Annotated in this window: 26 protein-coding genes and 3 tRNA genes; 5 read left to right on the forward strand and 24 right to left on the reverse strand. The window is 70.3% G+C overall.

Annotated features, from left to right (window positions below):
• Positions 1 to 28: 28 nt before the first annotated feature.
• The 7 genes from MQN93_RS37260 to MQN93_RS37290 form a co-directional block, all read right to left on the reverse strand.
• A complete protein-coding gene (locus MQN93_RS37260) occupies positions 29 to 1,471 on the reverse strand; it encodes a DHA2 family efflux MFS transporter permease subunit (RefSeq protein ID WP_242712979.1) in 1,443 nt (480 codons plus the stop codon).
• A 96-nt stretch (positions 1,472 to 1,567) separates the two neighbouring features.
• Positions 1,568 to 2,137 (reverse strand): TetR/AcrR family transcriptional regulator, encoded by a 570-nt coding sequence (locus MQN93_RS37265; protein WP_242712980.1) that lies wholly within the window; start codon positions 2,135 to 2,137, stop codon positions 1,568 to 1,570.
• A 164-nt stretch (positions 2,138 to 2,301) separates the two neighbouring features.
• Positions 2,302 to 2,730 carry a MaoC family dehydratase gene (locus tag MQN93_RS37270; protein ID WP_242712981.1) on the reverse strand — a complete coding sequence of 143 codons (429 nt, stop codon included), beginning with the start codon at positions 2,728 to 2,730 and terminating at the stop codon, positions 2,302 to 2,304.
• A gap of 7 nt (positions 2,731 to 2,737) precedes the next feature.
• On the reverse strand, positions 2,738 to 3,190 hold the full coding sequence (locus tag MQN93_RS37275) for a MaoC family dehydratase N-terminal domain-containing protein (protein WP_016437696.1): 453 nt from the start codon (positions 3,188 to 3,190) through the stop codon (positions 2,738 to 2,740).
• Positions 3,191 to 3,361: 171 nt separating this feature from the next.
• Complete coding sequence (gene rpmG, locus MQN93_RS37280) at positions 3,362 to 3,526, reverse strand: 50S ribosomal protein L33 (RefSeq protein WP_003948671.1); 165 nt, start codon at positions 3,524 to 3,526, stop codon at positions 3,362 to 3,364.
• A gap of 90 nt (positions 3,527 to 3,616) precedes the next feature.
• A tRNA-Met gene (locus MQN93_RS37285) sits at positions 3,617 to 3,689 on the reverse strand.
• A gap of 46 nt (positions 3,690 to 3,735) precedes the next feature.
• A tRNA-Thr gene (locus tag MQN93_RS37290) sits at positions 3,736 to 3,808 on the reverse strand.
• A 267-nt stretch (positions 3,809 to 4,075) separates the two neighbouring features.
• Between MQN93_RS37290 and MQN93_RS37295 the strand changes: the two genes are divergently transcribed.
• Both MQN93_RS37295 and MQN93_RS37300 read left to right on the forward strand, forming a co-directional pair.
• Entirely contained in the window at positions 4,076 to 5,377 is a 1,302-nt protein-coding gene (locus MQN93_RS37295; RefSeq protein ID WP_242712982.1) for an amidohydrolase family protein, read from the forward strand.
• A 181-nt stretch (positions 5,378 to 5,558) separates the two neighbouring features.
• Positions 5,559 to 6,215 (forward strand): NAD(P)H-binding protein, encoded by a 657-nt coding sequence (locus MQN93_RS37300; RefSeq protein WP_242712983.1) that lies wholly within the window; start codon positions 5,559 to 5,561, stop codon positions 6,213 to 6,215.
• A 34-nt stretch (positions 6,216 to 6,249) separates the two neighbouring features.
• Here the strand turns inward: MQN93_RS37300 and MQN93_RS37305 are convergent, their stop codons facing one another.
• Positions 6,250 to 6,462, reverse strand: coding sequence for a hypothetical protein (locus tag MQN93_RS37305; protein WP_016437693.1), 213 nt, complete (start codon positions 6,460 to 6,462; stop codon positions 6,250 to 6,252).
• Positions 6,463 to 6,525: 63 nt separating this feature from the next.
• Positions 6,526 to 6,999, reverse strand: coding sequence for an NUDIX domain-containing protein (locus tag MQN93_RS37310; RefSeq protein WP_242712984.1), 474 nt, complete (start codon positions 6,997 to 6,999; stop codon positions 6,526 to 6,528).
• Between the two features lie 165 nt (positions 7,000 to 7,164).
• On the opposite strand from MQN93_RS37310, the gene MQN93_RS37315 reads away from it, so the two are divergent.
• Positions 7,165 to 9,615, forward strand: a complete 2,451-nt coding sequence (locus tag MQN93_RS37315; protein ID WP_242712985.1) for an MFS transporter — start codon at positions 7,165 to 7,167, stop codon at positions 9,613 to 9,615.
• 78 nt (positions 9,616 to 9,693) lie between these two features.
• On the opposite strand, the gene MQN93_RS37320 is transcribed toward MQN93_RS37315, so the two are convergent.
• Positions 9,694 to 10,065 (reverse strand): hypothetical protein, encoded by a 372-nt coding sequence (locus tag MQN93_RS37320; protein ID WP_242712986.1) that lies wholly within the window; start codon positions 10,063 to 10,065, stop codon positions 9,694 to 9,696.
• Between the two features lie 244 nt (positions 10,066 to 10,309).
• Positions 10,310 to 10,391 (reverse strand) — tRNA-Tyr (locus MQN93_RS37325).
• 234 nt (positions 10,392 to 10,625) lie between these two features.
• Here MQN93_RS37325 and MQN93_RS37330 point away from each other — a divergent pair.
• Positions 10,626 to 11,114 (forward strand): YajQ family cyclic di-GMP-binding protein, encoded by a 489-nt coding sequence (locus MQN93_RS37330; protein ID WP_016437689.1) that lies wholly within the window; start codon positions 10,626 to 10,628, stop codon positions 11,112 to 11,114.
• A gap of 154 nt (positions 11,115 to 11,268) precedes the next feature.
• On the opposite strand, the gene MQN93_RS37335 is transcribed toward MQN93_RS37330, so the two are convergent.
• Positions 11,269 to 11,535, reverse strand: a complete 267-nt coding sequence (locus MQN93_RS37335; RefSeq protein ID WP_016437688.1) for a GlsB/YeaQ/YmgE family stress response membrane protein — start codon at positions 11,533 to 11,535, stop codon at positions 11,269 to 11,271.
• Between the two features lie 195 nt (positions 11,536 to 11,730).
• On the opposite strand from MQN93_RS37335, the gene MQN93_RS37340 reads away from it, so the two are divergent.
• Positions 11,731 to 12,981 carry an APC family permease gene (locus MQN93_RS37340; protein WP_242712987.1) on the forward strand — a complete coding sequence of 417 codons (1,251 nt, stop codon included), beginning with the start codon at positions 11,731 to 11,733 and terminating at the stop codon, positions 12,979 to 12,981.
• A 321-nt stretch (positions 12,982 to 13,302) separates the two neighbouring features.
• Here MQN93_RS37340 and MQN93_RS37345 read toward each other — a convergent pair whose 3' ends face one another.
• The 12 genes from MQN93_RS37345 to MQN93_RS37400 all read right to left on the reverse strand — a co-directional run bounded on the left by MQN93_RS37345 (position 13,303) and on the right by MQN93_RS37400 (position 25,328).
• Positions 13,303 to 13,695, reverse strand: a complete 393-nt coding sequence (locus MQN93_RS37345; RefSeq protein WP_016437686.1) for a YccF domain-containing protein — start codon at positions 13,693 to 13,695, stop codon at positions 13,303 to 13,305.
• Positions 13,692 to 14,555, reverse strand: a complete 864-nt coding sequence (gene htpX / locus MQN93_RS37350) for a zinc metalloprotease HtpX (RefSeq protein ID WP_016437685.1) — start codon at positions 14,553 to 14,555, stop codon at positions 13,692 to 13,694. Before htpX ends, MQN93_RS37345 begins: the two co-directional genes overlap by 4 nt.
• Before the next feature lie 227 nt (positions 14,556 to 14,782).
• On the reverse strand, positions 14,783 to 16,303 hold the full coding sequence (locus tag MQN93_RS37355) for an NADH-quinone oxidoreductase subunit N (RefSeq protein WP_242712988.1): 1,521 nt from the start codon (positions 16,301 to 16,303) through the stop codon (positions 14,783 to 14,785).
• Entirely contained in the window at positions 16,300 to 17,874 is a 1,575-nt protein-coding gene (locus MQN93_RS37360; RefSeq protein ID WP_242712989.1) for an NADH-quinone oxidoreductase subunit M, read from the reverse strand. Before MQN93_RS37360 ends, MQN93_RS37355 begins: the two co-directional genes overlap by 4 nt.
• 6 nt (positions 17,875 to 17,880) lie before the next feature.
• Positions 17,881 to 19,875, reverse strand: coding sequence for an NADH-quinone oxidoreductase subunit 5 family protein (locus MQN93_RS37365; RefSeq protein WP_242712990.1), 1,995 nt, complete (start codon positions 19,873 to 19,875; stop codon positions 17,881 to 17,883).
• On the reverse strand, positions 19,872 to 20,261 hold the full coding sequence (gene nuoK, locus MQN93_RS37370) for an NADH-quinone oxidoreductase subunit NuoK (RefSeq protein WP_242712991.1): 390 nt from the start codon (positions 20,259 to 20,261) through the stop codon (positions 19,872 to 19,874). The genes MQN93_RS37365 and nuoK overlap by 4 nt, the downstream gene beginning before the upstream one ends.
• Complete coding sequence (locus tag MQN93_RS37375) at positions 20,261 to 20,995, reverse strand: NADH-quinone oxidoreductase subunit J family protein (RefSeq protein ID WP_242712992.1); 735 nt, start codon at positions 20,993 to 20,995, stop codon at positions 20,261 to 20,263. Before MQN93_RS37375 ends, nuoK begins: the two co-directional genes overlap by 1 nt.
• Positions 20,992 to 21,567, reverse strand: a complete 576-nt coding sequence (locus MQN93_RS37380) for a NuoI/complex I 23 kDa subunit family protein (protein ID WP_016437679.1) — start codon at positions 21,565 to 21,567, stop codon at positions 20,992 to 20,994. Before MQN93_RS37380 ends, MQN93_RS37375 begins: the two co-directional genes overlap by 4 nt.
• On the reverse strand, positions 21,567 to 22,535 hold the full coding sequence (locus tag MQN93_RS37385) for a complex I subunit 1/NuoH family protein (RefSeq protein WP_016437678.1): 969 nt from the start codon (positions 22,533 to 22,535) through the stop codon (positions 21,567 to 21,569). Before MQN93_RS37385 ends, MQN93_RS37380 begins: the two co-directional genes overlap by 1 nt.
• Complete coding sequence (locus MQN93_RS44555) at positions 22,532 to 24,349, reverse strand: NADH-quinone oxidoreductase subunit C (RefSeq protein WP_242712993.1); 1,818 nt, start codon at positions 24,347 to 24,349, stop codon at positions 22,532 to 22,534. The genes MQN93_RS37385 and MQN93_RS44555 overlap by 4 nt, the downstream gene beginning before the upstream one ends.
• Complete coding sequence (locus MQN93_RS37395) at positions 24,346 to 24,945, reverse strand: NADH-quinone oxidoreductase subunit B (protein WP_016437675.1); 600 nt, start codon at positions 24,943 to 24,945, stop codon at positions 24,346 to 24,348. The genes MQN93_RS44555 and MQN93_RS37395 overlap by 4 nt, the downstream gene beginning before the upstream one ends.
• A complete protein-coding gene (locus tag MQN93_RS37400; RefSeq protein ID WP_242712994.1) occupies positions 24,936 to 25,328 on the reverse strand; it encodes an NADH-quinone oxidoreductase subunit A in 393 nt (130 codons plus the stop codon). The genes MQN93_RS37395 and MQN93_RS37400 overlap by 10 nt, the downstream gene beginning before the upstream one ends.
• Positions 25,329 to 25,504 lie beyond the last annotated feature (176 nt).

A 25,504-nucleotide genomic window follows, 5' to 3' on the forward strand; every position in this document is an offset into this window, starting at 1 on the left:
CCTCCTCCGGGTGGGGCGGGTCGGGGTGTCAGTGGGACGCGGTTTCCAGCACCGGCTCCGCGGGCCGCCCGGCCGCCTTCGCGATCTGCGCGGCGCGGCGCCGGGTCGGGATGAGCAGCGCGGCCACGCCGGCGAGCGCGACGACCGCGGAGCCGGTGACCAGGGCGGGCCTGAGGCCGTCGACGAAGGCCTGTCCGGACTCGTAGCCGCCCTGTGCGGCGAAGATCGACGACATGATCGCGATGCCGAGTGCGCCGCCGACCTCACGCAGGGCGTTGTTGGCGCCGGAGGCGATGCCCTGTTCCTTGGGGTGGACGCTGGACATGACCAGGTTGGCGGCCGGGGCGAAGTACAGCGCCATGCCGATGCCGCTGAGGATCAGGCCGGGCAGCTGGGCGCCGTAGGAGACGCCGGTCGTCGCCACCATGGCGATCCAGCCGAGGCCCGCGGCCTGCAGGAACAGTCCGGCGGCGACGACGGGGCGGCCGCCGATGCGGTCGGAGAGGATGCCGGCGACGGGTGCGACCAGCATCGGCATACCGGTCCAGGGCAGCATCCTGAGGCCGGCCTCGGTGGGCGAGTAGCCGAGGACGCCCTGCATGAACTGGCTGAGCAGGAAGATCGAGCCGAACATCCCGAGGAACATCAGCAGGCTCGCGGCGTTGATCCCGGAGAAGGCGCGGGAGCGGAACAGCCGCATCGGCAGCATGGGGTTCTTGGCGCGCAGGCTGTAGAGGACGAACCCGACGAGCAGTGCGCCGCCGGTGAACAGGCCGGTCAGCACCAGGGAGCTGGTCCAGCCGTCGGCGGGTCCGCGGACCAGGCCGTAGACGATCCCGAAGAGGCCGCCGCTGGCGAGCAGGGTGCCGGGGACGTCGAGCGGGGCGCCGGTGCCGTGGGACTCGGCCAGCCGCAGCCGGGCGAGCGGCAGCAGGGCGATGCCGAGCGGGACGTTCAGCCAGAAGATCCAGTGCCAGGAGACGTGCTCGGTGAGGCTGCCGCCGATCAGGGGTCCGGAGGCGACGGCGAGGCCGTTGACGGCTCCCCATATCCCGTACGCCATTCCGCGCTTGGCGGCGGGCACGGCGGCGGTGAGCAGGGTGAGGGTCAGGGGCATCATGATGGCCGCGCCGACGCCCTGGACCGCGCGGGCGGCGATGAGGGAGTCGATGCCGGTCGCCATGGCCGCGGCGGCGGAGGCTCCGGTGAAGACGGTGATGCCGACGAGGAAGAGCCGGCGGCGGCCGAAGCGGTCGCCGAGCGCGGCTCCGAACATCAGCAGGACGGCGAAGGTGAGGGTGTACGCGCTCACCGTCCATTCCAGGTCGTCCAGTGCCCCGCCGAGGTCCTTGCGGATGGAGGGCAGTGCGGTGGTGACGACGAGATTGTCGAGGGCCGCCATGAATCCGGCGACGCTGGTGATGACGAGGGCCCAGGCGGTTCCCCCGCGCCGTTCGGTCTGCTGTGACATCGCTCCCCCAGCGGGTGCTGTCGGGTTAGTTATTGATGACTAACTTTTATGGACATGAAGAGGCGCCGGCGACGCCTTTCTGTGCGACTGCGCGGACTACTTCCCCAGCCGGCCCTTGAGCCGAGCCTCGGGATACAGCCCCTCCCAGACCCGGTGCTCGGGCGGGAAGCCCATCGCCACCAGGCAGTTGATGAGCATTCCGTGTGCCATGAACGACGTCGTCTCCTCGACGTCGGCGCCGAGCGGCAGATGCACCGTGTCCCACAGCCGCATCCAGCCCGCCCGCACCTCCTCGCCGAGTTCATGGTCGCCGGCCTGCTCGGCGGCGGCCACGGTGACGTACATCTGCATCTGCATCAGCAGCCGCTCGGGCCGTTCCGCGATGACCTCGGTGTACGCGTTCGCCATGGCCTGCAGGGCCTCTTCGCCCTCGAGTCCCTTGGCGGCCTGCTCGAAGGTACGGATGGTCTCCTCCACGCACCGCTGGGCCGCCGCGAGGAAGATCGCCTTCTTGCCCGGGAAGAGACGGAAGAGATACGGCTGCGAGACGCCGACCCGCTTGGCGATCGCCTCGGTCGACGTGCCGTAGTAGCCGCCGCGGGCGAACTCCGCGGTCGCCGCACGGATGACGCTCTCGCGCCTCTCTTCTGCACTCATCCTGGCCATGCAAGTAAGTTAGTGCTCAATCACTAACCATGTCAAGGGGAGCGCCGCGAAGCAGGAACGCGTTGACAGCCTCAGCCGTTGGTGCGGGCAGGGGGCCTCCATCGCGTAAGGGGCGCCCCCCAATGGAGAACGCCCCTTACCGCGGCTCAGGCGCCATGCCCTGTTCAGGCCAGCCGTACGACCGCCCGCGACATCCCCAGCACCTTCTGGCCGGCGCTCATGGCCGTGAGGTCGACGCGGACCGTGTTGTCGTCGAGCTTGGCGGCGACCTTGCCGCTGACCTCGATGGTGGCGCCCTGGTCGTCGTTCGGGACGACGACGGGCCTGGTGAAGCGGACGCCGTACTCGACGACGGCGCCCGGGTCGCCGGTCCAGTCGGTGACCACCCGGATCGCCTCGGCCATGGTGAACATGCCGTGCGCGATGACGTCCGGCAGTCCGACCTCCTTGGCGAACTTCTCGTTCCAGTGGATCGGGTTGAAGTCCCCGGAGGCGCCCGCGTACCGGACGAGAGTGGCGCGGTCCACGGTGAAGGTCTGGGCGGGCAGTTCGGCGCCGACCTCGACGCCGTCGTAAGCGATCTTCGCCGTCATCGGTTCCTCAGGCCTCCTCTGCGGCGCGGGCGACCAACTTCGTCCAGGCGGTGACGACATGCTCGCCCGCCTCGTCGTGGACCTCGCCGCGGATGTCCAGGATCTCGTTGCCCGCCATGGACTTGATGGCCTCGATGGTCGAGGTGACGGTGAGCCGGTCACCGGCGCGCACCGGGCGGACGTAGGCGAACTTCTGGTCGCCGTGCACGACGCGGCTGTAGTCCAGGCCGAGTCGGGGGTCCTGGACGACCTGTCCCGCTGCCTTGAAGGTGATGGCGAAGACGAAGGTCGGCGGCGCGATCACATCGGGGTGGCCGAGCGCCTTGGCGGCCTCCGGGTCGGTGTACGCCGGGTTGGGGTCCCCGACCGCTTCCGCGAACTCACGGATCTTCTCCCGGCCCACCTCGTAGGGCTCGGTGGGCGGGTAGCTCCGCCCCACGAAGGACTGGTCGAGCGCCATGGCTCGGCACCTCCTGGTGTGTGGCTGTTGGCTGTTGTCCGGGGGACGTCGGTCGGGACGATCTGAGGCCGCCCCGGACGTCGGTCGGGACGATCTGAGGCCGCCCCGGACGTCGGTTGAAACGACGCGAGGCCGCCCCCGGCTGGGAGCGGCCTCGCGAACGAGCCTTGTTTATCGCGTCTCGCGGTGCGCGGTGTGCGCGTTGCAACGCGGGCAGTGCTTCTTCATCTCAAGACGGTCCGGGTTGTTACGCCGGTTCTTCTTGGTGATGTAGTTCCGCTCCTTGCACTCCACGCAGGCCAGCGTGATCTTCGGGCGGACGTCGGTGGCAGCCACGTGAGTGCTCCTAAGACGAACGGATGGACTTGTACAACGCAAGAAAGAGTAGCCGATCGAAGGACCGACCCCGCAATCGGCTACTGTCAGTAGCGGTGACCGGACTTGAACCGGTGACACAGCGATTATGAGCCGCTTGCTCTACCGACTGAGCTACACCGCTGTGATGCGATCCGTTCCCGTCTCGCGACGGGAACCTCACACACCAGAGCCCCAAAACGGAATCGAACCGTTGACCTTCTCCTTACCATGGAGACGCTCTGCCGACTGAGCTATTGGGGCGAGCGATGAAGACATTACACGCTCCGCCGCCGTTCGCCCAAATCCGTTTCGCGGCCCCCGTCCCGGCCTGTTCCAGGGCCGGTTCAGGTTCCCGCCCAGGTCCGTCGGCCTGCTCTCGCACGGGCCGCCGCGGCCTCCTCGGTACGGCGGACCACACCGGTACGACTATTGCGCTCCTCCCCGACACGGGCGGATCGCCACCCTAGGCTCGACTCACTCTGCGTGATCTTGCGCCCTGCCACGCAGTCCCCGAGCACCTGGAGCGCGATGCCCGACAGCCAGCCGCCGCCCCACCCGTGGTCCTCGTCCTCCTCGTCGGGTACGCCGGGGGCCTCGGGCCCTGCCGGCCCCGCGGACAACGGGGTCGACCCGACCACCCTGCTGCTGTGCGGGGCGCGGCTGGCCGACGGCCGGACCGTGGACGTACGGCTGGGTGGCGGGCGCATCGAGGCGGTCGGTACGGCCGGCAGCCTGGCCGCGGGCGGACTGCAGGGCTGCGGCACGCGCGTGGACCTCAGCGGCTATCTGCTGCTGCCGGCCCCGGCCGACCCGCACACGCACCTGGACACCGCGCTGTCGGCCGAGGGCGACGGCCCGGCCTCGTACGAGCCGAGGGACGTCCAGCGCCGGGCCACGGAGGCGGCGTTGCTGCAGCTGGGGCACGGGGCGACCGCGCTGCGGGCGCATGTGCGGGTGGGTGACGTGCAGGGGCTGGGCGCGTTGGCGGCCGTATTGCAGGCGCGGCGTTCGCTGCGCGGGCTGACGGAACTGACGACGGTGGCGATGCCGCGGCTGCTGACCGGTGCGGCCGGGGCGGACGGGCTCGCGATGCTGCGGGACGCGCTGAAGATGGGTGCGTCGGTGGTGGGTGGCTGCCCGGACCTGGACCCGGATCCGATCGGGTACGTGGAGGCGGTCCTCGAGGTCGCCTCCGAGCACGGCTGCCCCGTCGACCTGCACACCGACGCCGCCGACCCCGCCCGGCTCGCCCGTCTCGCCGCGATGGCCGGCGGGCTGCGCCCCGGCGTGACGCTCGGCCCGTGCGGCGACCTCGCCCGGCTGCCCGAGGAGATGGCGCGGCGCACCGCGGACCAGCTCGCGGCGGCCGGGGTGACGGTGGTGTGCCTGCCGCAGGGCGGCTGCGGCGCCACCGATCGGCGCGAGACGGCTCCGGTACGGATGCTGCGGGCGGCCGGCGTACGGGTGGCGGCAGGCAGCGGCGCGCTGCGCGACCTGTCGAACCCGGTGGGGCGCGGGGACCCCTTGGAGGCGGCCTATCTGCTGGCCTCCCGCTACGGGCTGCGGCCCGAGGACGCGTACGACGCCGTGAGTTCGGCGGCGCGGACGGTCATGGGGCTGCCCGAGGTGCGCCTGGAGGCGGGCTTCCCCGCCGAACTCCTGGCGGTGCGCGGGGACCGGCTGGAGGGGGCGCTGTCGCTGGCCTACAGCCGGATCGTGATCCATCGGGGGCGGGTGGTGGCGCGGACGAGTGCGGTACGGGAGTACTGCAACTCGGCCGCCGCGGCGGAGCTGGGGTTGCCTCGGCAGGGGCGGGGGGAGCTGTCGTGAGGTGCGGGTGGGGGTCCGGCTGCGGGTGCGGGTGCGGGGGTGCGGGGTGCCAGAGGCTGCGTAGGTTCTTGCGGTTCGTCCTCGCCGTAGGTCCTGTGCGCGTGCGCGCTTTGCAGGCGTGCATCGGTTCGTGGCTCAAGTCGTGCGGCGGATGCGGCTGTCCGGGCGTACGGTCGAAGACATGCGCATTGTCATCGCTGGTGGTCATGGTCAGATCGCGCTGCGGCTCGAGCGGCTGCTCGCCGCGCGCGGGGACGAGGTGGCGGGGATCATCCGTCACGCCGAGCAGGGCGACGATCTGCGTGAGGCGGGTGCCGAACCGGTCCTGCTCGATCTGGAGTCGGCCTCGGTCGAGGAGGTGGCGGCGCATCTGGCGGGCGCCGACGCGGCGGTGTTCGCGGCGGGCGCGGGCCCGGGCAGCACCGCGGCCCGCAAGGACACGGTGGACAAGGGCGCGGCGATCCTGTTTGCGGATGCGGCGATTCGGGCGGGCGTACGGCGACACGTGGTCGTCTCGTCGATGGGCGCCGACCCCGCGCACCAGGGGGACGAGATCTTCGACGCGTACCTGCGCGCCAAGGGTGAGGCCGACGCCTATGTACGGCGTCAGAACGCACTGGACGCGACGATTCTGCGCCCCGGGATGCTGACGAACGACGCAGGGACCGGTCTCGTACGGCTGGAGGCCCACACCGGTCGCGGCCCTGTCCCGCGTGACGATGTGGCGGCCGTACTGGCGGAGTTGGTCGATTCGCCGGCGACGGCCGGGCTGACCCTGGAGCTGGTCAGCGGGTCGGCGCCGGTGTCGGTGGCCGTGAAGTCGGTCGCCGGGAACTGACGAACGACCTTGAGAACGCCCTTGAGAACGCCCCTCAGAAGAGGGGCATTTGCCCCGGGATCTCGGGGACGACGTAGCCGTCCAGCGACGGTTGGGTCGCGTCGGGCTGGGCCTGACGGCGGGAGCCGGGGCAGGAGACGAGCACGCCGTTCTCGCGCGCGCCGGGCGGGTCGTGCCGCGCGAACCGTCCGGCGACGACGGCGATCTCGCGACGGCATTCGGGGCAGCGTCTGCGACGAGTGGACATGGGGTCAGTGTGCCTCGGTGGGGGGTGTGTTGTGCGTGGGGTGGGTGTACCGCACGGTCGGTGTCAGCCGATGTAGGGGGACGTTCGCGAGGCGTCGCCCGCATGCTCGATGCGCAGGCGCATCGTCGGGTGGATGTCCAGGCCGGGCAGGTCGGCCGGGTCGACCCAGCGGACGGCGGTGGTCTCGTCGCTGGTGCGGAGTTCGCCGCCCGTGGGGCGCGCCCGGAAGCAGATGCTGAACTGCTGGCGGACCTCGCCGTCGTCGTAGCGGATCACATGGCGGGGGTCGGTGTAGATCCCGGAGAGGTCGAGGACCTCGACCTCGATCCCGGTCTCCTCCCGGACCTCGCGCACCACGGTGTCGCTGATGGACTCCCCCACGTCGTAACCGCCTCCGGGCAGTGCCCAGCGGCCGTTGTCGGAGCGCCGGATCATGAGCACCTGGCCCGCGTCGGTCCGTACGAAGGCCACGACGGAGGGCACCGCCGAGTTGGCCTTCGGGGCGTCCGGGTCGTGGAAGTAGTCGGTGCGTCCCATGTCGACGTGCCTACCCCGTCTCCTGATCGGATCTCGTAACCGGACGGCAATCCGGCTCGCCTTGCTTAAGTCAATCAACTGACTTACTTTGGGCCTGTCGCGTGCACGCCCGGTGCGCAATTCGGCTGCAATGCCCCTCGTTCGACGCCCACGGAGGCCCGGCCCATGTCCCACGCTCTTCCCCGACCCGCCGATGACGACGACGGGGTGATGACCGCCGCGCCGCGGACCAACGCCCTCGTGGCGGTCCTGGCCTTCGGCGGGATCGTGGTCTCGCTGATGCAGACTCTGGTGATCCCGATCGTCCCGGAGCTGCCGAAGCTGCTCAACTCCCCGGCGTCCGACACCGCGTGGGCCGTGACGGCCACGCTGCTGGCCGCCGCCGTGTCCGTTCCGATGATGGGGCGGCTGGGAGACATGTACGGCAAGCGCCGCATGCTTCTGACCAGCATGGTGCTGCTGATCGCGGGGTCGGTCACGGCCGCGCTGAGCGACTCGCTGGTCCCGATGATCGTCGGGCGGGCGCTGCAGGGCGCGGCCAGTGGTGTGATCCCGCTCGGCATCAGCATCATGCGGGACGAACTGCCCGCCGAACGGCTCGGCTCCGCCACCGCCCTGATGAGCGCCTCCCTCGGCGTCGGCGGCGCGCTCGGGCTGCCCGCGGCCGCGCTGATCGCCGACAACTTCGACTGGCACGTCCTGTTCTGGAGCTCGGCGGCTCTGGGCGTCGTGGCCCTGCTGCTGGTGCTGTTCGTGGTGCCCGAGTCGAAGGTGCGCACGGGCGGACGCTTCGACGTCGTCGGCGGCCTCGGGATGGCGGCCGGTCTGCTCTGCCTGCTGCTGCCGATCTCCAAGGGCGGCGACTGGGGCTGGGGCAGCGGCACCACGCTCGGCCTGTTCGGCGCCTGCGTCGCGATCCTGCTGCTGTGGGGCTGGTACGAGCTGCGCACCGACCAGCCGCTGGTCGACCTGCGCACCACCGCGCGCCGCCAGGTGCTGGTCACCAACCTCGCCTCGATCGCGCTCGGCTTCGGCATGTTCGCGATGTCCCTGGTGCTTCCGCAGCTCCTGCAGTTGCCCGAGGCGACCGGCTACGGCCTGGGCAAGTCACTGCTCGTCGCGGGCCTGGTCATGGCTCCATCCGGCCTGGTGATGATGGCCGTGGCTCCCGTCTCCGCCGCGCTCTCCAGGGCCAAGGGCCCCAAGGCCAGCCTGATGCTCGGCTCCCTCATCGTGGCCGCGGGCTACGGCCTCAACATCGTGCTGATGTCCGAGGTCTGGCAGTTCGTGCTGGTGTCCTGCGTCATCGGCTCCGGTATCGGCTTCACCTACGGCGCGATGCCCGCCCTCATCATGGGCGCCGTGCCGCCGTCCCAGTCGGGCGCGGCCAACAGCCTCAACACGTTGATGCGTTCCATCGGTACGTCGACCGCGAGCGCCGTCGCCGGCGTCATCCTCTCCCAGATGACCACCGACCTGGGCGGGGTCCCGCTGCCCTCGGAGAACGGCTTCAAGACGGTGCTCGCGGTGGGTGGGGGTGCCGCGCTGCTGGCGTTCGTGGTGGCTTCGTTCATTCCTCGGCATGGGGGTGCTGCGGGGGCGGCGGCGGTCGGGGGTGAAGCTTCGGGAGGTGCCGGGGTGTCGGGTGAGGTGGGGGGCTCGGGTGAGGTGGGGGCCTCGGGTGTAGGTGGGGTCGGTGCAGCGGGGGTTGGAGCAGCGGGGGTCGGTACAGATGCCGGAGAGGCCGAGGTCTCTGGGGCGGCCGGGGAGCGCGCGTCCGTGAAGGCTGTTGCAGCGGCCGTCGAGCCTGACGGGACGGGCGGTGCCGTGGGGGGCGGGTTGCCCGGGACGGGCGGCGGCATCGGGGTGACCGGCCGCGTCCTGGGCGCGGATCGCGTGCCCGTGGCGGCGGCCGCGGTCACCCTCATCTCACTCGGCGGCCGGCAACTGAGTCGGTCGGTGTCCCGGAACGACGGCTCGTACGACGTCGACGCGCCCGCCACCGGCTCGTACGTCCTGATCGCCTCCGCGGAGGGCTACCAGCCACAGGCCTCGACACTCGTCGTCGCCGACGGACCGGTCTCGTACGACGTCCTCCTCGGCGGTACGAGCGGCCTCGCGGGACTGGTGCGGTCGGCCGACAGCGGGACGCCGGTCGCGGATGCCGTGGTGATCGTCACCGATGTGCGCGGGGACGTACTCGCCACCGGACGGACCGATGTGCTGGGCGAGTTCACGGTCACGGATCTGGTGCCGGGGACGGTGACGCTCGCCGTCAACTCCCCCAAGCACCGCCCGCTGGCCCTGCCCGTCGAGATCGGCGGCACCGGCACCACGCGCATCGAGGTCGAACTGCACCCCGGCGCCCATGTGCGCGGCACGGTACGCGGAGCCGGCGCTCCGCTGAGCGACGCCCGTGTGACCTTGGTCGACGCCGCGGGCAACGTCGTAGCCACGACGAGGACGGGCCACGACGGCGCGTACGCCTTCACCGACCTGGACAGTGGCGCCTACACGGTCATCGCGACGGGCTACCCGCCCCAGGCGGCCACGGTCACCGTGTCGAGCGCCGGCACGGACGACCACGACATCGAACTCGCGCACAGCGCCGACTAGTTCCACCCCGCGGCCGGTGACGGCACCCGTCCGCTTCCCGGCGCCGAGCGTGCGGCTCGGCGCCGGGATTTTTGTGAACTAGCCGCCGATGGTGATGGTGTTGTTGCATCCCAGACTCGAACCGACGTTGGTGCTCTGCGTGCCGGGCGAGCCACTGGCGTTGGGCGCGTTGCCCTCCAGACCGTTCTGGAATCCGGACTGGCCCTGCACGTCGACGTTCTGCTCGGTCGTCGTGCAGGTGGTGCTCTGACTGAACTGCGTCGTGTGCACTTCCCGGGCCTCCTTCTTGTGCCCGTGCCCGCGCCCGTGTTCGTGTCCACGCGCGTGTTCATGTCCGCGCCCGTGCTTGGAATCGTGCCCGTCCCCCTGAGCGTGAGCGGTACCGGCGCCGAGGAAGCCGACGGTGCCGAGGAGTACGGCCACGACCAGGGTCTTTCGAGGCTTGCGCATGTCTTCTCCGAGTGTTGAAGCAGACGCGAACGCCCATACGCCACGTCATAAGGTGACGAGAGGTTAATGCGCAAATGTCCTATATCAGCTCGTCGGCACGCCGGATCGTCCGATCAACACCCCAAGCCCGATGCAGGATGCGCCATTCGGCCGCGATCACACGCGATCGCAAGAGACATACGAAAACCCCCTCCACTCTGCGTCTCCGCAGTTTGAAGGGGGTCTCGCTTCAACTTTCTCAGCGTGGCGGCGCCAGGATTCGAACCTGGGAAGGCTGAGCCGGCAGATTTACAGTCTGCTCCCTTTGGCCGCTCGGGCACACCGCCGGGGTCGCTGCCGATCGAACCGCTTTGGGGCGGTGCTCCCTGGCAACGACGTAAACAATACCCGATGCAGAGGGGTGCTTCGCCACCCGATTGATCTGCGCCCGGAGGGCGACAGGTGGCTAGGCTTGTGCGGATGCGGCCCGGGATCACGCCGGGCTCGGCGCCCGCCCCCACGTACGCCGATACGCACCCGTACGCACCCCGTTTACGCACCGATACAAGGAGCCACAGGACATGGCCGACTCCAGTTTCGACATCGTCTCGAAGGTCGAGCGGCAGGAGGTCGACAACGCCCTCAACCAGACCGCCAAGGAGATCTCACAGCGCTACGACTTCAAGGGCGTGGGTGCCTCGATCTCGTGGTCGGGCGACAAGATCCTTCTGGAGGCGAACTCCGAGGACCGGGTCAAGGCCGTTCTCGACGTCTTCCAGTCCAAGCTGATCAAGCGCGGGATCTCGTTGAAGGCCCTGGATGCGGGTGAGCCGCAGCTCTCGGGCAAGGAGTACAAGATCTTCGCGTCGATCGAGGAGGGCATCTCCCAGGACAACGCGAAGAAGGTCGCGAAGATCATCCGCGACGAGGGCCCCAAGGGTGTCAAGGCCCAGGTGCAGGGCGACGAACTGCGGGTCAGCTCCAAGAGCCGGGACGACCTGCAGGCCGTGATCGCCCTCCTGAAGGGCAAGGACTTCGATTTCGCCCTGCAGTTCGTGAACTACCGGTGAGCCGACGAGCTGATGAGCCGGTGATCTGGTGAGTCCGTGATTCACGGGCTGCGGTGCCGTCGCCGGTCGACCAGCAGCGAGGAAGGGTGGGCACCTGGTGGGTGCCCACCCTTCTCGCCTGCTGGCTGCGGTCCGGGGGCGTGCTCGATCGTGCTCAGTTGCGCGAGTTGCCGAACAGGAGGCGGTAGGCGACCAGGAGGACGAACGAGCCTCCGATCGCCGCGGCCCACGTCGCGCCGTCGTGGAAGCTCTTGGCGATCGGGTGGTCCAGCCAGCGGGCCGAGATCCAGCCGCCGATGAACGCGCCGGCGATGCCTATGAGGGTCGTGCCGATGAGGCCGCCCGGGTCACGGCCGGGCAGCAGGAACTTGGCGATGGCTCCGGCCAACAGCCCCAGAATGATCCAGCTGATGATGGTCATGCCGTCAACCTGCCCTCCCGCACTGTGCCTGCACTTTCCGGACAGTGTGCATTCGGTCGAGATCCGTTGTGTGCCGCGCGCCTGTTACTGCTGTGTTCTTCTCCGGTCCTTGTCTCGTGCCCGGTACCTGTCCCGTCGATGAACAGGACGTCACGACGGCACTCATCGGTTGCAGTGATCACTAGGGTGCGAGCCATGGCACCGAACGGTTCTGCCCCCGCGCTACGACGCACGCTGGGCGTCGGCGACGCCGTCGTCATCGGGCTCGGCTCGATGATCGGAGCCGGCATCTTCGCCGCTCTGGGACCTGCGGCCGGAGCAGCCGGGTCCGGCCTGCTGCTCGGCCTCGCGGTCGCCGCGGTCGTCGCCTACTGCAACGCCATGGCGTCGGCCCGACTGGCCGCCCAGTACCCGGCATCGGGCGGCACCTACGTGTACGGGCGCGAGCGGCTCGGCCCGTTCTGGGGCTATCTCGCCGGCTGGTCGTTCGTCGTCGGCAAGACCGCCTCCTGCGCGGCGATGGCGCTCACCGTGGGGGCGTACATCTGGCCCGGACAGGCTCACGCCGTGGCGGTCGCGGCCGTGGTGGTGCTGACCGCGGTGAACTACGGCGGTGTCCAGAAGTCCGCCTGGGTCACGCGGGTGATCGTGGCAGTTGTCCTCGCCGTCCTCGCTTTCGTCGTGGTCGTGTGTCTTGGATCCGGGGCGTCCGACGCCGGGCGTCTGGACGCCGGGGCCTCGGGTGGTGCGGGCGGGGTGCTGCAGGCGGCCGGGCTGCTGTTCTTCGCGTTCGCCGGGTACGCGCGGATCGCAACGCTCGGTGAGGAGGTGCGGGATCCGGCGCGCACCATCCCCCGTGCCATCCCCTTGGCTCTGGGCATCGCGCTGGCGGTGTACGCGTGTGTGGCGGTGGCTGTCCTTTCCGTGCTGGGGGCGGGCGGCCTCGGGCACGCGGCCGCCCCGCTGGCCGATGCGGTGCGTGCGGCCGGAGTGCCGGGGCTGATGCCGGTGGTGCGGGTCGGTGCCGCCGTGGCCGCACTTGGTTCGTTGCTCGCTCTGATCCTGGGCGTCTCGCGCACGACGCTCGCCATGGCCCGCGACCGGCATCTGCCCGGTGTGCTGTCGGCCGTGCATCCGCGCTTCCAGGTGCCGCACCGGGCCGAACTGGCCGTGGGCGTGGTGGTCGCGGTCCTGGCCGCCACGGTGGACGTGCGGGGCGCGATCGGGTTCTCCTCCTTCGGTGTGCTGGCCTATTACGCCGTGGCCAACGCCTCGGCCTGGACGCTGAATCCGGCTCCGACAGCGCGGGTGCTGCCGGCTGTGGGACTCCTCGGGTGTGTGCTGCTGGCGTTCTCGCTGCCGGTGCTCTCGGTGGTGGTGGGTGCGGGCGTGCTGGTGATGGGCGTGATCGCCTATGGCGTACGTCGATGGGTTGCTGCTCGGTAGCGGAGGGGAAGGGCGAACGGCCGGAGGGGACAAATGTGTCAGGACGCTCGCGCCGCGTCCGTACGTATCCGGCCCATGCGTATCCGTCCCATCCGTATGCGGCCCGCACGTATGCGGAAGTCGGACCAAGGGGCAGCAAGCAGTGAAGGCCGGCCCCATGGACGGGTGTTGCGGGCCTTGGCCACGCCCCGCGTCGGCAACTGCTCGTTCTCGGTCATGGGTTCATGATGCAGGGCGGCACTGACGGTCGGCTCGGCCTGTGGATAACCGCGGGCTGTGGACAACTGGCCCTGCCCAGCCGGCCCGGCTTCGCCGTCCCGGTCAGCGAGTCGCGAACGGCTCGTCGGTCCGCACGATCTCGCGGCCGAGCGGCAGCAGAGAGACCGGGATGAGCTTGAAGTTGGCGATGCCGAACGGGATTCCGATGATCGTGATGCACAGGGCGATGCCCGTGACGATGTGCGCGATGGCCAGCCACCAGCCCGCGAGGATCAGCCACAGGACGTTGCCGATGCAGGACGGCGCGCCGGCGTCGCGGCGCTCGACCGTCGTGTACCCGAAGGGCCACAGGGCGTAGACGCCGATGCGGAACGCGGCGATGCCGAACGGGATACCGATGATCGTGATGCAGAGCAGCAGACCCGCGGCCATGTATCCGAGGAAGAGCCAGAAGCCGCTCAGGACGAGCCAAATGACGTTCAGGATGGTTTTCACCGGGGTCGACCTGCCATCTTCTCGAGCCGGGAGATGCGCTCCGCCATCGGCGGGTGTGTCGAGAACATCTTGGAGAATCCCTGGCCCGGGCGGAAGGGGTTCGCGATCATCATGTGGCTGGCGGACTCGATACGCGGCTCGGGCGGCAACGGCAGTTGCTTGGTGCCTGCTTCGAGCTTGCGCAGCGCACTGGCGAGCGCGAGGGGGTCGCCGGTCAGCTGCGCGCCGGACGCGTCGGCCTCGTACTCTCTGGAACGGCTGATGGCCAGCTGGATGAGGGTGGCCGCGAGCGGGCCGAGGATCATGATCAACAGCATGCCGAGAATGCCAGGACCGTCGTCGTCGTCCGAGCGGCCCACGGGGATCAGCCAGGCGAAGTTGACCAGGAACATGATCACGGAGGCCAGGGCGCCCGCGACCGACGAGATGAGGATGTCGCGGTTGTAGACGTGACTGAGCTCGTGGCCGATGACGCCGCGCAGTTCGCGCTCGTCCAGGATGCGCAGGATGCCTTCCGTGCAGCACACGGCGGCATTGCGCGGATTGCGGCCCGTCGCGAAGGCGTTCGGCGCCTCCGTCGGGGAGATGTAGAGGCGGGGCATGGGCTGGCGGGCCTGGGTGGAGAGGTCGCGGACCATGCGGTAGAGGGCGGGCGCCTCGAACTCGCTGACCGGGCGGGCACGCATCGCGCGCAGTGCCAGTTTGTCGCTGTTCCAGTACGCGTACGCGTTGGTGCCCAGAGCGATCACAACCGCGACGACGAGCCCCATGCGGCCGAAGAAACTGCCGATGACGATGATGAGGGCGGACAGTCCCCCGAGGAGTACTGCGGTCCTTAGCCCGTTGTGCCGGCGGTGCACGGTACGCCCTCCAAGTGGTGCAGCAGGGGAACCCTTTGCTTGCGGATCTTGCGTGCTGTCTCGGGTGCCACCGGTGCCGTGGCGACACGTCCAGTGGACCCTCCCTCACTGGTCAACGCCAGGCGAGGGCCACTAGTTCCCTTGTGCGTACCGTGCCGCCGGTCGGCCGACCGAGTGACGGCCACCCTGAGCGGTCGGCGCGGCGGCGCCGGGCGGCCGGTGCCGGCTCAGAAGAGGGTCGTGTCGGCGAAGCGCAGGATCAGCTGCGGCGCTCCGGACAGGGCGATGCCGAGGACGCCCGTGAGGGTGAGGGCCGTGGTGAGCGGCGCCGGGAGACGGTGCTCGACGGGCTCGCCCTCGGGGGCGCGGAACAGCAGGGCCGTCCATTGGAGGTAGTAGAACAGCGCGACGACGACGTTGGCGGCCATGATCACGGCCAGCCAGCCGAGTCCGGCGTCGACCGCCGCCGAGAACACGGTGACCTTGGCGAACAGGCCGATGATGCCCGGGGGCAGTCCGGCCAGGCTGAGCAGGAAGAAGGCCATCACAAGGGCGGCGAGCGGGTTCCTCGCGTACAGGCCTTGGTAGTCCGTGATGCGGTTCGCGTTCCTGGTGCGGCCCACGAGGGCGACCACCGCGAAGGCGCCGAGGTTCACGGCCGCGTACATCAGGGCGTAGGCGACCGTGGATCCGATGGAGTGTTCGGCGTCGTCGGAGTAGGCGGCAGCGGCGATCGGTACGAGGAGGTAGCCGGCCTGGCCCACCGACGACCAGGCGAGCAGCCGTACCGCGCTGTACGCGCGCGTGGCCTGCTGGCGCAGGGCGCCGACGTTGCCGACCGTCATGGTGAGCGCGGCCAGGGCTGCGAGCGCCGGGCCCCAGACGTCGGCGTACGACGGGAAGGCGATGACGGTGACGAGGATCAGGCCGGTGAAGCCGACCGCCTTGCCGACGACCGAGAGGTAGGCGGCGATCGGCAGGGGCGCGCCCACGTAGGTGTCCGGGACCCAGAAGTGGAAGGGAACAGCGGCCGTCTTGAAGGCGAAGCCGACGAGGGTGAGGGCCACTCCCGTCTGGGCGAGGGTGTGCAGCTGGCCGTCGACGTGCTGGATGCGTTCGGCGACCTGGGTGAGGTACAGGGTGCCTGTGGAGGCGTACACGAAGCTGATGCCCATGAGGCTGACGGCGGTCGCGGTGACCGACGACAGGAAGAACTTCAGGGCCGCTTCGGAGGACTTCTTGTCGCCGTGCCGCAGGCCCACGAGCGCGAAGGCGGGCAGGGAGGCGACCTCCAGGGCGACGATCAGCGTCGCGAGGTCGCGGGAGGCCGGCATGAGGGCGGCTCCGGCCGCGGAGGAGAGCAGCAGGAACCAGTACTCCCCTTCGGGGAGTTGTTTGTCGGCGTCCTTCAGTGTGGTCACCGACAGGAGGGCCGACAGAAGAGCGCCGCCGAGTACCAGGAACTGGACGACCAGGGTGAAGCGGTCGGCCGTGTAGCTGCACGCGTGCGTGCCGTTCACGCAGAAGGTGCTGCGGTCGCCGTCCAGCAGCGGCAGGAGCATCAGCGCGGCGGCGACCAGGCCCGCGACGGAGGTCCAGCCGAGGAGGGGTTTGCGCGTCTCCGGTACGAACAGGTCGGCGACGAGCACCGCGAGCGCCACCACGGCGGCGATGGTCGGCGGTGCGACGGCGAGCCAGTCGACGGACTGGATGAGGTTCGCGGCCGGCGGCTGGGCCAAGGAGCTCATCGGGTGCCTCCTGCGAGGAGCTGCTGGACGGCCGGATCGGTCAGGCCCAGGAGGGCCTTGGGCCACAGCCCGGCGACGACGGTGAGGGCGACGAGCGGAGTCCAGGCCGCGAACTCGTAGGTGTGGACGTCGGCGAGCTGCGGCGCTTCCTGCGGTACGGCGCCCATGCAGACACGGCGGACCACGACGAGCATGTACGCGGCTGTCAGGAGGGTGCCGAGGGCCGCGATCGCCATGAAGGTGAGGAAGGCGGGGCGGCTGAGGTCGTCGGCGGGATCGAACGCGCCGAACAGGGCCAGCATCTCGCCCCAGAAGCCTGCCAGTCCGGGAAGGCCCAGCGAGGCGACCGCTCCGAAGGCGAGCAGGCCGCCCAGGCGCGGCGCCTTGCCGTAGAGGGCGGCTCCCGTCTGGTCGGCGAGGCTGTCGAGGTCGGTGGTGCCCGTGCGGTCCTTGAGCGCGCCGACCAGGAAGAACAGCAGGCCGGTGATGAGGCCGTGGGCGATGTTGGCGAACAGGGCGCCGTTCACGCCGGTCGGGGTCATGGTCGCGATGCCGAGCAGGACGAAGCCCATGTGGCCGACGGACGAGTAGGCGATGAGGCGCTTGAGGTCGCCCTTCGCGCCCTGCTTGGCGAGAGCCAGGCAGGCGAGGGATCCGTAGATGATCCCGACGACGGCGAAGGCGGCGAGGTAGGGCGCGAAGGTGTGGAAGCCGTTCGGCGCGATCGGCAGGATGATCCGGACGAACCCGTACGTACCCATCTTCAGCAGTACACCGGCCAGCATGACCGAGCCGACGGTCGGCGCGGAGGTGTGGGCGTCGGGCAGCCAGCTGTGCAGCGGCCACATCGGCGTCTTGACCGCGAGCCCGATCCCGATCGCCAGAACGGCGATGACCTGCACGGATGCGGTCAGCGACCGGCCGTTGTCAGTGGCGAGTGCCACCATGTCGAAGGTGCCGGCCTTGATCCCGATCAGGAGCAGGCCGAGCAGCATGACGACCGAACCGAGCAGTGTGTAGAGGATGAACCGCCAGGCGGCCCGGGTCCTGCCCTCGCCGCCCCAGCGGGCGATGAGGAAGTACATCGGGACGAGCACCATCTCGAACGCGAGGAAGAACAGCAGCAGATCGAGGACGGCGAAGCTCGCGAGCGTGCCGGACTCGAGGACCAGCAGCAGTGCGACGAAGGCCTTCGGGGTCGGGCCCGCGGGCATCTTGAAGTACGAGTAGAGCGCGCAGAGGAAGGTCAGCAGCGCGGTCAGGACCAGAAGGGGGAGGGAGATGCCGTCGATGCCGAGGTGGATCCGCACGTCGAGTGCGGGGATCCAGCTGATGTCGGTCGTGGCCTGCATCTTCGACGGATGGTCGTGGTCGAAGCCGAGCGCGAGGACGATCGCCGCGATGAGGACCGCTCCGGTCACGCTCACGCCGTGCCGCAGCACGGCCTGCTCGGGCGACTTCCCCTTCAGCCCGGGCGGGGCGGGCAGCAGCGCGGCGAGCGCACCGAGAAGCGGCACGACGACGATCAACGCCAGAAGGAACTGCATCACGGACTCGCTGATATCGATCACGCCTGCTCACGCTCCCGTGGCGACGAGGACGGCGGCGACCGCGAGGACGACGGTGCCGGCGAGCAGCGCGCTCACATAGGTCTGCACATTGCCGGTCTGGGCGCGCCGTACGGCGGCTCCCAGCAGGCGGGGTAGGGCTCCCGCACCGCGTACGTAGGTCTCGACGACCTCGCGGTCCAGGAACCGGACGAGACTCGCGCCGGCCAGGACCGGGCGGACGAAGAGCGCCGCGTACAGGGCGTCGAGGTGGAAGCCGACGGCCGCGTGCCGGTGCAGCGGGCCGAGCAGCAGCCGTCCCGGGTCCGCCGGGTCGGGCGCGGAGGCGACGTCGCCGTACGCGGGTGCATGGGTGGCGATGGCCTCGGCCTCGACGAGTCCGGCGTCGCCCTCGGGGTGGGCGGCGACCGCGCCCAGCGGGACGCGGGCCGCGAGCGCCGTGCTGTGCCGCCAGGCCGCATAGGTGACGATGCCGCCGACCAGGGCCACTCCCGTACCGAGGATGGAGGTGGTGAGGGTCGGGGCGAGGTCACGGCCGTCGAACCAGTCGGGCAGCGAGCGGTAGGCGAACCCGCCGAGCGCAAGGGACGGGACGGCGAGGACCCACAGTACGACGGTCATGGTGAGCGGCTGGCGGCCGTGGTCCGGAGCCTCGGTGCCCTGTCCGCGGAAGGCGAGCAGCCACAGCCGCAGCGCGTACGCGGCGGTGAGTGCGGTGGTGACCAGGCCGGCGACGAGGGTGATCCAGCCCGCGGCTCCGGGGGCGTGCTCGGTGTGTCCGGTGGCGACATGTTCTGCGGCGCCGAGGACGGACTCCTTGGAGAAGAAGCCGCTGAAGGGCGGGATCGCGGCGAGTGCAAGGAGCGCCACGGTCATCGTCCAGAAGGCGTCGGGGACACGGTCGCGCAAGTTGCTCATGCGGGACATGGCAGCCAGCGAGTTGGTGCCGGCGGCGTGGATGATCACGCCGGCGGCGAGGAACAGCAGCGCCTTGAAGGCGCCGTGGGACAGGAGGTGGAAGACGGCGGCGCCGCGGTCGCCCACGGCGAGGGCGCCGGTCATGTAGCCGAGCTGGCCGATCGTCGAGTAGGCGAGGACGCGCTTGATGTCGTCCTGGGCGAGTGCGGCGAGGCCCGAGCCGAGCATGGTGACGGCGGCCATGACGGCCAGGACCACCATCGCGGCCGAGGAGGCCTCGAAGACCGGGAGGAGACGGGCGACGAAGTAGACACCGGCGGCGACCATCGTCGCGGCGTGGATCAGCGCGGAAACGGGCGTCGGGCCGGCCATCGCGTCGGGGAGCCAGGTGTGTAGCGGGAACTGCGCCGACTTGCCGGCCACGCCCGCGAGGAGCAGCAGGGCGATCAGCGTCGGGTGGTCGAGGCCGCCGCTCGCGACGGCGCCGAGGACCTTCGTGATCCGGAAGGAGCCGGTGTCGGTGGCGAGGGCGAACAGACCGATGAGGAAGGGGACATCACCGAGCTTGGTCACCAGGAAGGCCTTGATGGAGGCGGCGCGGGCCTCCGGGGTCTCCCAGTAGTGGCCGACCAGGAAGTAGGAGCAGATGCCCATGATCTCCCAGCCGACCAGCAGCACGATCAGGTCGCCGGAGTAGACGACGAGCAGCATCGCGGAGGTGAACAGGGAGACGAGGGCGGCGTACGAGGGGTAGCGCGGGTCGTCGCGCAGGTAGCCCGCGGAGTAGATCTGCACGCAGGAGGCGACGACGCCGACCAGAACGGCGACAAGGGCGGCGAAGCCGTCGATGTGCAGGGCGAGTTCGATGGGGACCGAGCCGGTGGGCGTGAGCTCGGTGTGCGCGTCGACGGCCTGGTCGCCGCCCTGGCGTACGGCGACCAGCACGGCCAGTACGAACGAGGCGAGAGTCGGCAGGACCGCGAGTGGGCGGACGAAGCCGGGGGCCGTGCGGCCCAGGAGCAGGCCAGCCACGGCGCCCAGGAACGGCAGGAGGGGGACGAGGACGGCGAGGGTGGTCGTGGTCACGCGGAGGCCTCAGCCTTCCCGGTCTGATCCGTCGTCGGGGCGTCGTCTTCGGGGCCGTCGCTCTCGTGGCCCTCGGCGCTGTCGCGGAGTCTGTCGATGGCGGAGGTGCCGCGGTTGCGGTAGACGGCGAGCACGATCGACAGGCCGATGCCGATCTCAGCGGCGGCGATGGCGATGGTGAACAGGGTCAGGGCCTGGCCGGAGTGCAGGGTGTCCCGGGCGGCCTTGCTGAGCCAGACGTCGAAGGCGACGAGGTTGAGGTTGACGGCGTTGAGCATCAGCTCGACGGACATCAGGACCAGGATCGCGTTGCGGCGGGCGAGGACGCCGTACAGGCCGGTGCAGAAAAGGAGGGCCGAGAGCACGGCGGGATAGGCGAGATGCATCAGCGGGCGCCTTCCTGCTCGGCCGGATCGGTCCCCGCGACCGGATCGGTTCCCGCGACCGGCTCTTTTCGCCCTGACGGGTGATTCCGGGAATTCGGGACGGATGGGGAACTGCCGGAACCGGCTCGGGAGTTCACAGGGGGAGAGCTCGACTCCGCCTTCGCCTTGCGGGACAGGACGATCGCGCCGACCAGTGCCGCGAGGAGGAGGACGGAGAGGGCCTCGAAGGGGAGGACCCAGTTCTGGAAGAGGCTCGCCCCGGTGACGGCGGTGGAGCCGGCGGCCGGGCCGTCCAGGTCGATCCAGGTCGCGCGGAAGGCGTCGACGACGACCCAGACCAGGGCGGCGGCCGAGGCGACGGCCACGGTGAGTGCCGCCCAGCGGTTCCCGGAGTCGGCATCCGGCGAGCGGCCGATGGGGGCCCTGGTGAGCATCAGACCGAACAGAAGGAGGACAACGACGGAACCGACATAGATGAGGACCTGCACCCAGGCGATGAACTCGGCAGTGAGCAGCAGGTATTCGACGGCGAGACCGCCGAGGGTGACCACCAGCCACAGGGCGGCGTGCACCAGCTGGCGGGTGGTGACGGTGACGAGGGCGGCGCCGAAGGTGACGAGGCCGACGAGGAGGAAGGTGATCTCGACGCCGGTCGGAGAGAGGAAGCCATGGGTGTCCGCGGCCAGGTTCGTGGCGGGGGCCGCGGTCACGGTGGCGGCTGCGGCGAGGCTCACGACTCTCCTTCCTGGGGCTCGGCCTGGGCTGCCGCCAGCTTCTCGGCGGCCTTGCGGGCGGCGGTGATCTCCTTCGGTTCCTCGGCGGCCGGGTCGAGGGCCGGCGGGGCGGGGACCGTCCACATCCAGTCGCGGAGCTTGTCGCGTTCGTGGGTGAGTTCGTGGATGTCGGTCTCGGCGTACTCGAACTCCGGGGACCAGAACAGGGCGTCGAAAGGACAGACCTCGATGCAGATACCGCAGTACATGCACAGGGAGAAGTCGATGGCGAAGCGGTCGAGGACGTTGCGGCTGCGTTCGCGGCCGCCGGGGGTCGCCGCCGGGACCGTCTCCTTGTGGGAGTCGATGTAGATGCACCAGTCCGGGCACTCCCGGGCGCAGAGCATGCAGACCGTGCAGTTCTCCTCGAACAGGCCGATGACGCCACGGCTGCGGGGCGGCAGGTCGGGCAGGGCGTCCGGGTACTGAGCGGTGACGGTCTTCTTCGTCATCGTGCGCAGGGTGACGGCCAGGCCCTTGGCCAGGCCTGCGCCGGGGATGCGGGACCGGGTGGAGGGGAGCGGCTCCGCCATCAGGAGATCACCACCTTGACGATGCCGGTGAGGGCGATCTGAGCGAGGGAGAGGGGGACGAGGAGGGTCCAGGAGAGCTTCTGGAGCTGGTCCTCGCGCAGGCGGGGATAGGTGACGCGGAGCCAGATCACGAGGAAGGCGAGGACGGCCGTCTTCAGCAGGGTCCACACCCAGCCGAGGCCGTCGGCGCCCCAGGGGCCGTGCCAGCCGCCCAGGAACAGGACGGTGGTCAGGCCGCACAGGACGATGATTCCGGCGTACTCGGCGAGGAGGAACAGTGCGAAGCGCAGGCCCGTGTATTCGGTGTACGCGCCGAAGATGATCTCCGAGTCGGCGACGGGCATGTCGAAGGGCGGGCGCTGGAGTTCAGCGAGGCCGGCGACGAAGAAGACGATCGCGCCGACGATCTGCCAGGGAAGCCACCACCACTCGAAGGCGTCGAGGATGCCGGGGAGGGAGACGGTTCCGGCCGCCATGGCCACCGAGGCGGCGGTGAGGAGCATCGGGAGTTCGTAGGCGAGGAGCTGGGCGGCGGTGCGCAGGCCGCCGAGGAGGGAGAACTTGTTGGCGGAGGCCCAGCCGGCCATGAGGGAGCCGAGGACGCCCACGCCCATGACGGCGAGGACGAAGAAGACGCCCGCGTCGAGGACCTGACCGACTGCGCCCTCTTCCGGGCCGATGGGGATGGCGAGGAGGACCACGAGGTACGGGAGGAGGGCGACTGCGGGGGCGAGTTGGAAGACGCGGCGGTCCGCGCCCGCGGGGACGACGTCTTCCTTCTGCGCGAACTTGACTCCGTCGGCGACGAGTTGGGCCCAGCCGTGGAAGCCGCCGGCGTACATCGGGCCGAGGCGGCCCTGCATATGGGCCATGACCTTGTGCTCGGTCTGGCCCACGATCAGGGGGAAGGTGAGGAAGACGACGAACACGATCAGGAGTCGCAGGATGACGTCCAGGGCGTCGGTCACTGCGTGCCTCCTGAGGGGGGTTCGGGACTCTCGGTCGGGTCCTCGGGGTTGTCGACTCCATCTCCGGGGTGCTTCGCCGGGTCCTTGGGGCTCGCCGGGGTTGTGTCGGCAGGGGTGCCCTGCGAGGGCGGTGGCTCCGGGGCCGGTCCTTCAGGGCCGGGGGCCGCCTCGGGTGCGCCTGAGTCGGATGCGCCGTCTGCGCCGGGGGACGGGTGCGGCTGGGCTCCGGCCGCTCCGGCTCCGGCTCCGGCTCCGGCTCCGGCTCCGGCTCCGGCCGAGGGTTCTGCGGCGGGCTTTGCGTCAGGGCCGGGCTCCGACTCCGAACCCGACTCCGCCCGGGCGCCCGGCTTCCCTTCCGGGCTGAGCGTCGGCTCCTGGCTGGGTTGCGGCTCCACGCCGGGCCTCGGTTCCGCGGTGGGCTCCACGTCCCCCGGCTTCACCTCCGCAGCCGGCTCCGTCGGCGCACCGGTCTCCGCGTTCTGCTTCGCCTCGGCTTCCGGCTCCGCCCCCGCGCTGCCCTTGCCCTCCAGCTCCGCATCGTCGAAAGCCGGGCGGGCGTGGTGCCAAGGGGCGTCCGAACTGCGGGGGGCAGGGCGGGTGTTCGGGTCCTCCGGTGACGGGGTTCCGGCAGCCTGCGAGGCCGAACCGTCGCTCGCGCGACGCGTGCGGCGCGGTGCAGTCGTGTCGGCCGCCCCCGGCTGCCGGTCGGCTGCAGACGAGGCCGCCTGACTCACAGAGCCTTCCGCCGCAGACCGCGCACGCCGCGGCGCAGCCGCACCCTCACCCGTAGCCCCAGCAGGTCCAGCTCCCTGACTCACCGACCCCTCGGCTGCCGACCGGGCACGCCGCGGAGCAGCCTCCGCCTCACCCGAAGCCCCAGCCGCCTGGTTCACCGAACCCTCGGCTCCAGCCTCCTGACTAACCGACCCTTCAGCCGCCGACCGCGACCGCCGCGGCGCAGCCGCACCCTCACCCGAAGCCCCAGCAGCCCCAGCCCCCTGGCTCACCGAGTCTTCGGCCGCCGACCGCGACCGCCGCGGCGCAGCCGCACCCTCACCCGCAGTCCCAGCAGCCCCAGCCCCCTGACTGACCGACCCCTCCCCCGCCGACCGCGTACGGCGGGCAGGCCGTTCTCCAGTTCCAGCTCCAGTTCCTGCTCCAGTCCCGGCTCCGGTCCCTGCTCGGGCCGGCCCTCCGGCTGCGCCCCGGCCCGCGCCTCGGGTCGGCCGGGACGGTGCCGGGGGAAGTTGTCCCTTCAGGGGGCCCCATTCGTTGGGGTCCGGGACGCCTGGGGGGAGCATTTGGCGGCGTTTGGGGGTGCCGTGGTCGGATTCGCCTGGTTCCTTGGCGCCGGGCCAGGCCTTGGCGACGCGGGCGGCGAGGACGAAGTCCTTGCGGAGGGGGTGGCCCTCGAAGGTCTCCGGGAGCAGGAGGTGGTCGAGGGCGGGGTGGCCCTCGAAGGTCACGCCGAACATCTCGTGGGTCTCACGTTCGTGCCAGGCGGCGCCCGCGTAGACGGCGACGGCCGAGGGCAGCGTGGGGGCGTCGTGCGGGACGGTGGTGCGCACCAGCAGACGACGCAGGGGGGACAGGGAGACCACGTGGGCGGAGACGCGGAACCCGGTGCCCGGTTCGTCCACGGCGCTCAGCCAGTCGAAAAAGGTGCAGGAGAGCCGGTCGCGGGCCACTTCCAGGGCCGTGAGCCAGGACGCCGGAGGGACGTCGACCGTCAGGACCTCGTAGGACTCCTCGGCGGTGGCGTCGGTGCCGAAGAGGTCTTCGGCGGGGGCGGGCAGCCAGCCGACCGTGCTCATCGGCCCTCCCCGGACGGGGACTTGGCGGCCGGCGGCTCGACCAGAGGGCTCTGCAGGGCCGCGGCCGAGGGGCGGGAGGTGTCGTAGCGCTCGCCCAGGGACTCCCGTGCGATCTTCTCCTGGAGCTTGAGGATGCCCTGGAGGAGGGCCTCGGGGCGGGGCGGGCAGCCGGGGACGTAGACGTCGACGGGGATGATCTGGTCGACGCCCTTGGTGACGGAGTAGGAGTCCCAGTAGGGGCCGCCGCAGTTGCTGCAGGCGCCGAAGGAGATGACGTACTTCGGTTCCGGCATCTGTTCGTACAGGCGCTTCACGGCCGGGGCCATCTTGTCGGTGACCGTGCCGGAGACGACCATCAGGTCGGCCTGGCGCGGGCCCGGCGCGAAGGGGATGACGCCGAGGCGGATGAAGTCGTGGCGGGCCATCGACGCGGCGATGAACTCGATCGCGCAGCAGGCGAGGCCGAAGTTGAAGACCCAGAGCGAGTAGCGGCGGCCCCAGTTGAGGACCACCTTCATCGGCTCGGGCGCAAGGCGCGCGAGGGCGCCGAGCCGCTTCGGCTCGGGCAGCAGCACAGGCTCGGGGGTCACGTCCATGTCAGGACGCCCTTCTTGTATGCGTACAGCAGGCCCACGGCCAGGAAGCCGAGGAAGATGAACATCTCGACGAGGGTCGTGGCGCCGTAGCCGGGGGCGGCGTAGACCGTCGCCCAGGGGAACAGGAAGATCGAGTCGACGGCGAAGATGACGTAGAGGAAGGCGTAGACGTAGTAGCGGACCTGGGTGTGGGCCCAGCCCTCGCCGACGGGGTCGACTCCGCACTCGTACGTCAGCAGTTTCTCCGGGGTGGGGACCACCGGGCGCAGCAGCCGGCCCGCTCCGAAGGCGACGGCGACGAACAGCACGCCGACGACGGCCAGCAGTCCGACGACCGAGTACGACTGGAAGTAGTCCGCCGCGACGACGGTCGGTTCCCGCACGTCCGTGCCCTCGCTCCCTGGTGAACGGTGTCGTTCGACGATCTGTACGCACGGGAGTCTAGGCCCTGATAAAGAGACGGTAAGCAGCCCGTCGCGCCTTGAGATGTCCTCGATATGCCGGGGTGGGGTTTTCCCCAGGAGAGCTGGGCGGCCGACCTCATGGCGCGAGCGCTCGC

Source organism: Streptomyces spinosisporus (assembly GCF_022698145.1).
Classification (GTDB): domain Bacteria; phylum Actinomycetota; class Actinomycetes; order Streptomycetales; family Streptomycetaceae; genus Streptomyces; species Streptomyces spinosisporus.

Bases quoted from the DNA above. Each gene is read 5' to 3' on its own strand.
- MQN93_RS37260 (WP_242712979.1), bottom strand. From the start codon at position 1,471: ATGTCACAGCAGACCGAACGGCGCGGGGGAACCGCCTGGGCCCTCGTC.
- MQN93_RS37265 (WP_242712980.1), bottom strand. From the start codon at position 2,137: ATGGCCAGGATGAGTGCAGAAGAGAGGCGCGAGAGCGTCATCCGTGCG.
- MQN93_RS37270 (WP_242712981.1), bottom strand. From the start codon at position 2,730: ATGACGGCGAAGATCGCTTACGACGGCGTCGAGGTCGGCGCCGAACTG.
- MQN93_RS37275 (WP_016437696.1), bottom strand. From the start codon at position 3,190: ATGGCGCTCGACCAGTCCTTCGTGGGGCGGAGCTACCCGCCCACCGAG.
- MQN93_RS37295 (WP_242712982.1), top strand. From the start codon at position 4,076: ATGCCCGACAGCCAGCCGCCGCCCCACCCGTGGTCCTCGTCCTCCTCG.
- MQN93_RS37300 (WP_242712983.1), top strand. From the start codon at position 5,559: ATGCGCATTGTCATCGCTGGTGGTCATGGTCAGATCGCGCTGCGGCTC.
- MQN93_RS37305 (WP_016437693.1), bottom strand. From the start codon at position 6,462: ATGTCCACTCGTCGCAGACGCTGCCCCGAATGCCGTCGCGAGATCGCC.
- MQN93_RS37310 (WP_242712984.1), bottom strand. From the start codon at position 6,999: ATGGGACGCACCGACTACTTCCACGACCCGGACGCCCCGAAGGCCAAC.
- MQN93_RS37315 (WP_242712985.1), top strand. From the start codon at position 7,165: ATGTCCCACGCTCTTCCCCGACCCGCCGATGACGACGACGGGGTGATG.
- MQN93_RS37320 (WP_242712986.1), bottom strand. From the start codon at position 10,065: ATGCGCAAGCCTCGAAAGACCCTGGTCGTGGCCGTACTCCTCGGCACC.
- MQN93_RS37330 (WP_016437689.1), top strand. From the start codon at position 10,626: ATGGCCGACTCCAGTTTCGACATCGTCTCGAAGGTCGAGCGGCAGGAG.
- MQN93_RS37335 (WP_016437688.1), bottom strand. From the start codon at position 11,535: ATGACCATCATCAGCTGGATCATTCTGGGGCTGTTGGCCGGAGCCATC.
- MQN93_RS37340 (WP_242712987.1), top strand. From the start codon at position 11,731: ATGGCACCGAACGGTTCTGCCCCCGCGCTACGACGCACGCTGGGCGTC.
- MQN93_RS37355 (WP_242712988.1), bottom strand. From the start codon at position 16,303: ATGAGCTCCTTGGCCCAGCCGCCGGCCGCGAACCTCATCCAGTCCGTC.
- nuoK (WP_242712991.1), bottom strand. From the start codon at position 20,261: ATGCATCTCGCCTATCCCGCCGTGCTCTCGGCCCTCCTTTTCTGCACC.
- MQN93_RS37380 (WP_016437679.1), bottom strand. From the start codon at position 21,567: ATGGCGGAGCCGCTCCCCTCCACCCGGTCCCGCATCCCCGGCGCAGGC.
- MQN93_RS44555 (WP_242712993.1), bottom strand. From the start codon at position 24,349: ATGAGCACGGTCGGCTGGCTGCCCGCCCCCGCCGAAGACCTCTTCGGC.
- MQN93_RS37395 (WP_016437675.1), bottom strand. From the start codon at position 24,945: ATGGACGTGACCCCCGAGCCTGTGCTGCTGCCCGAGCCGAAGCGGCTC.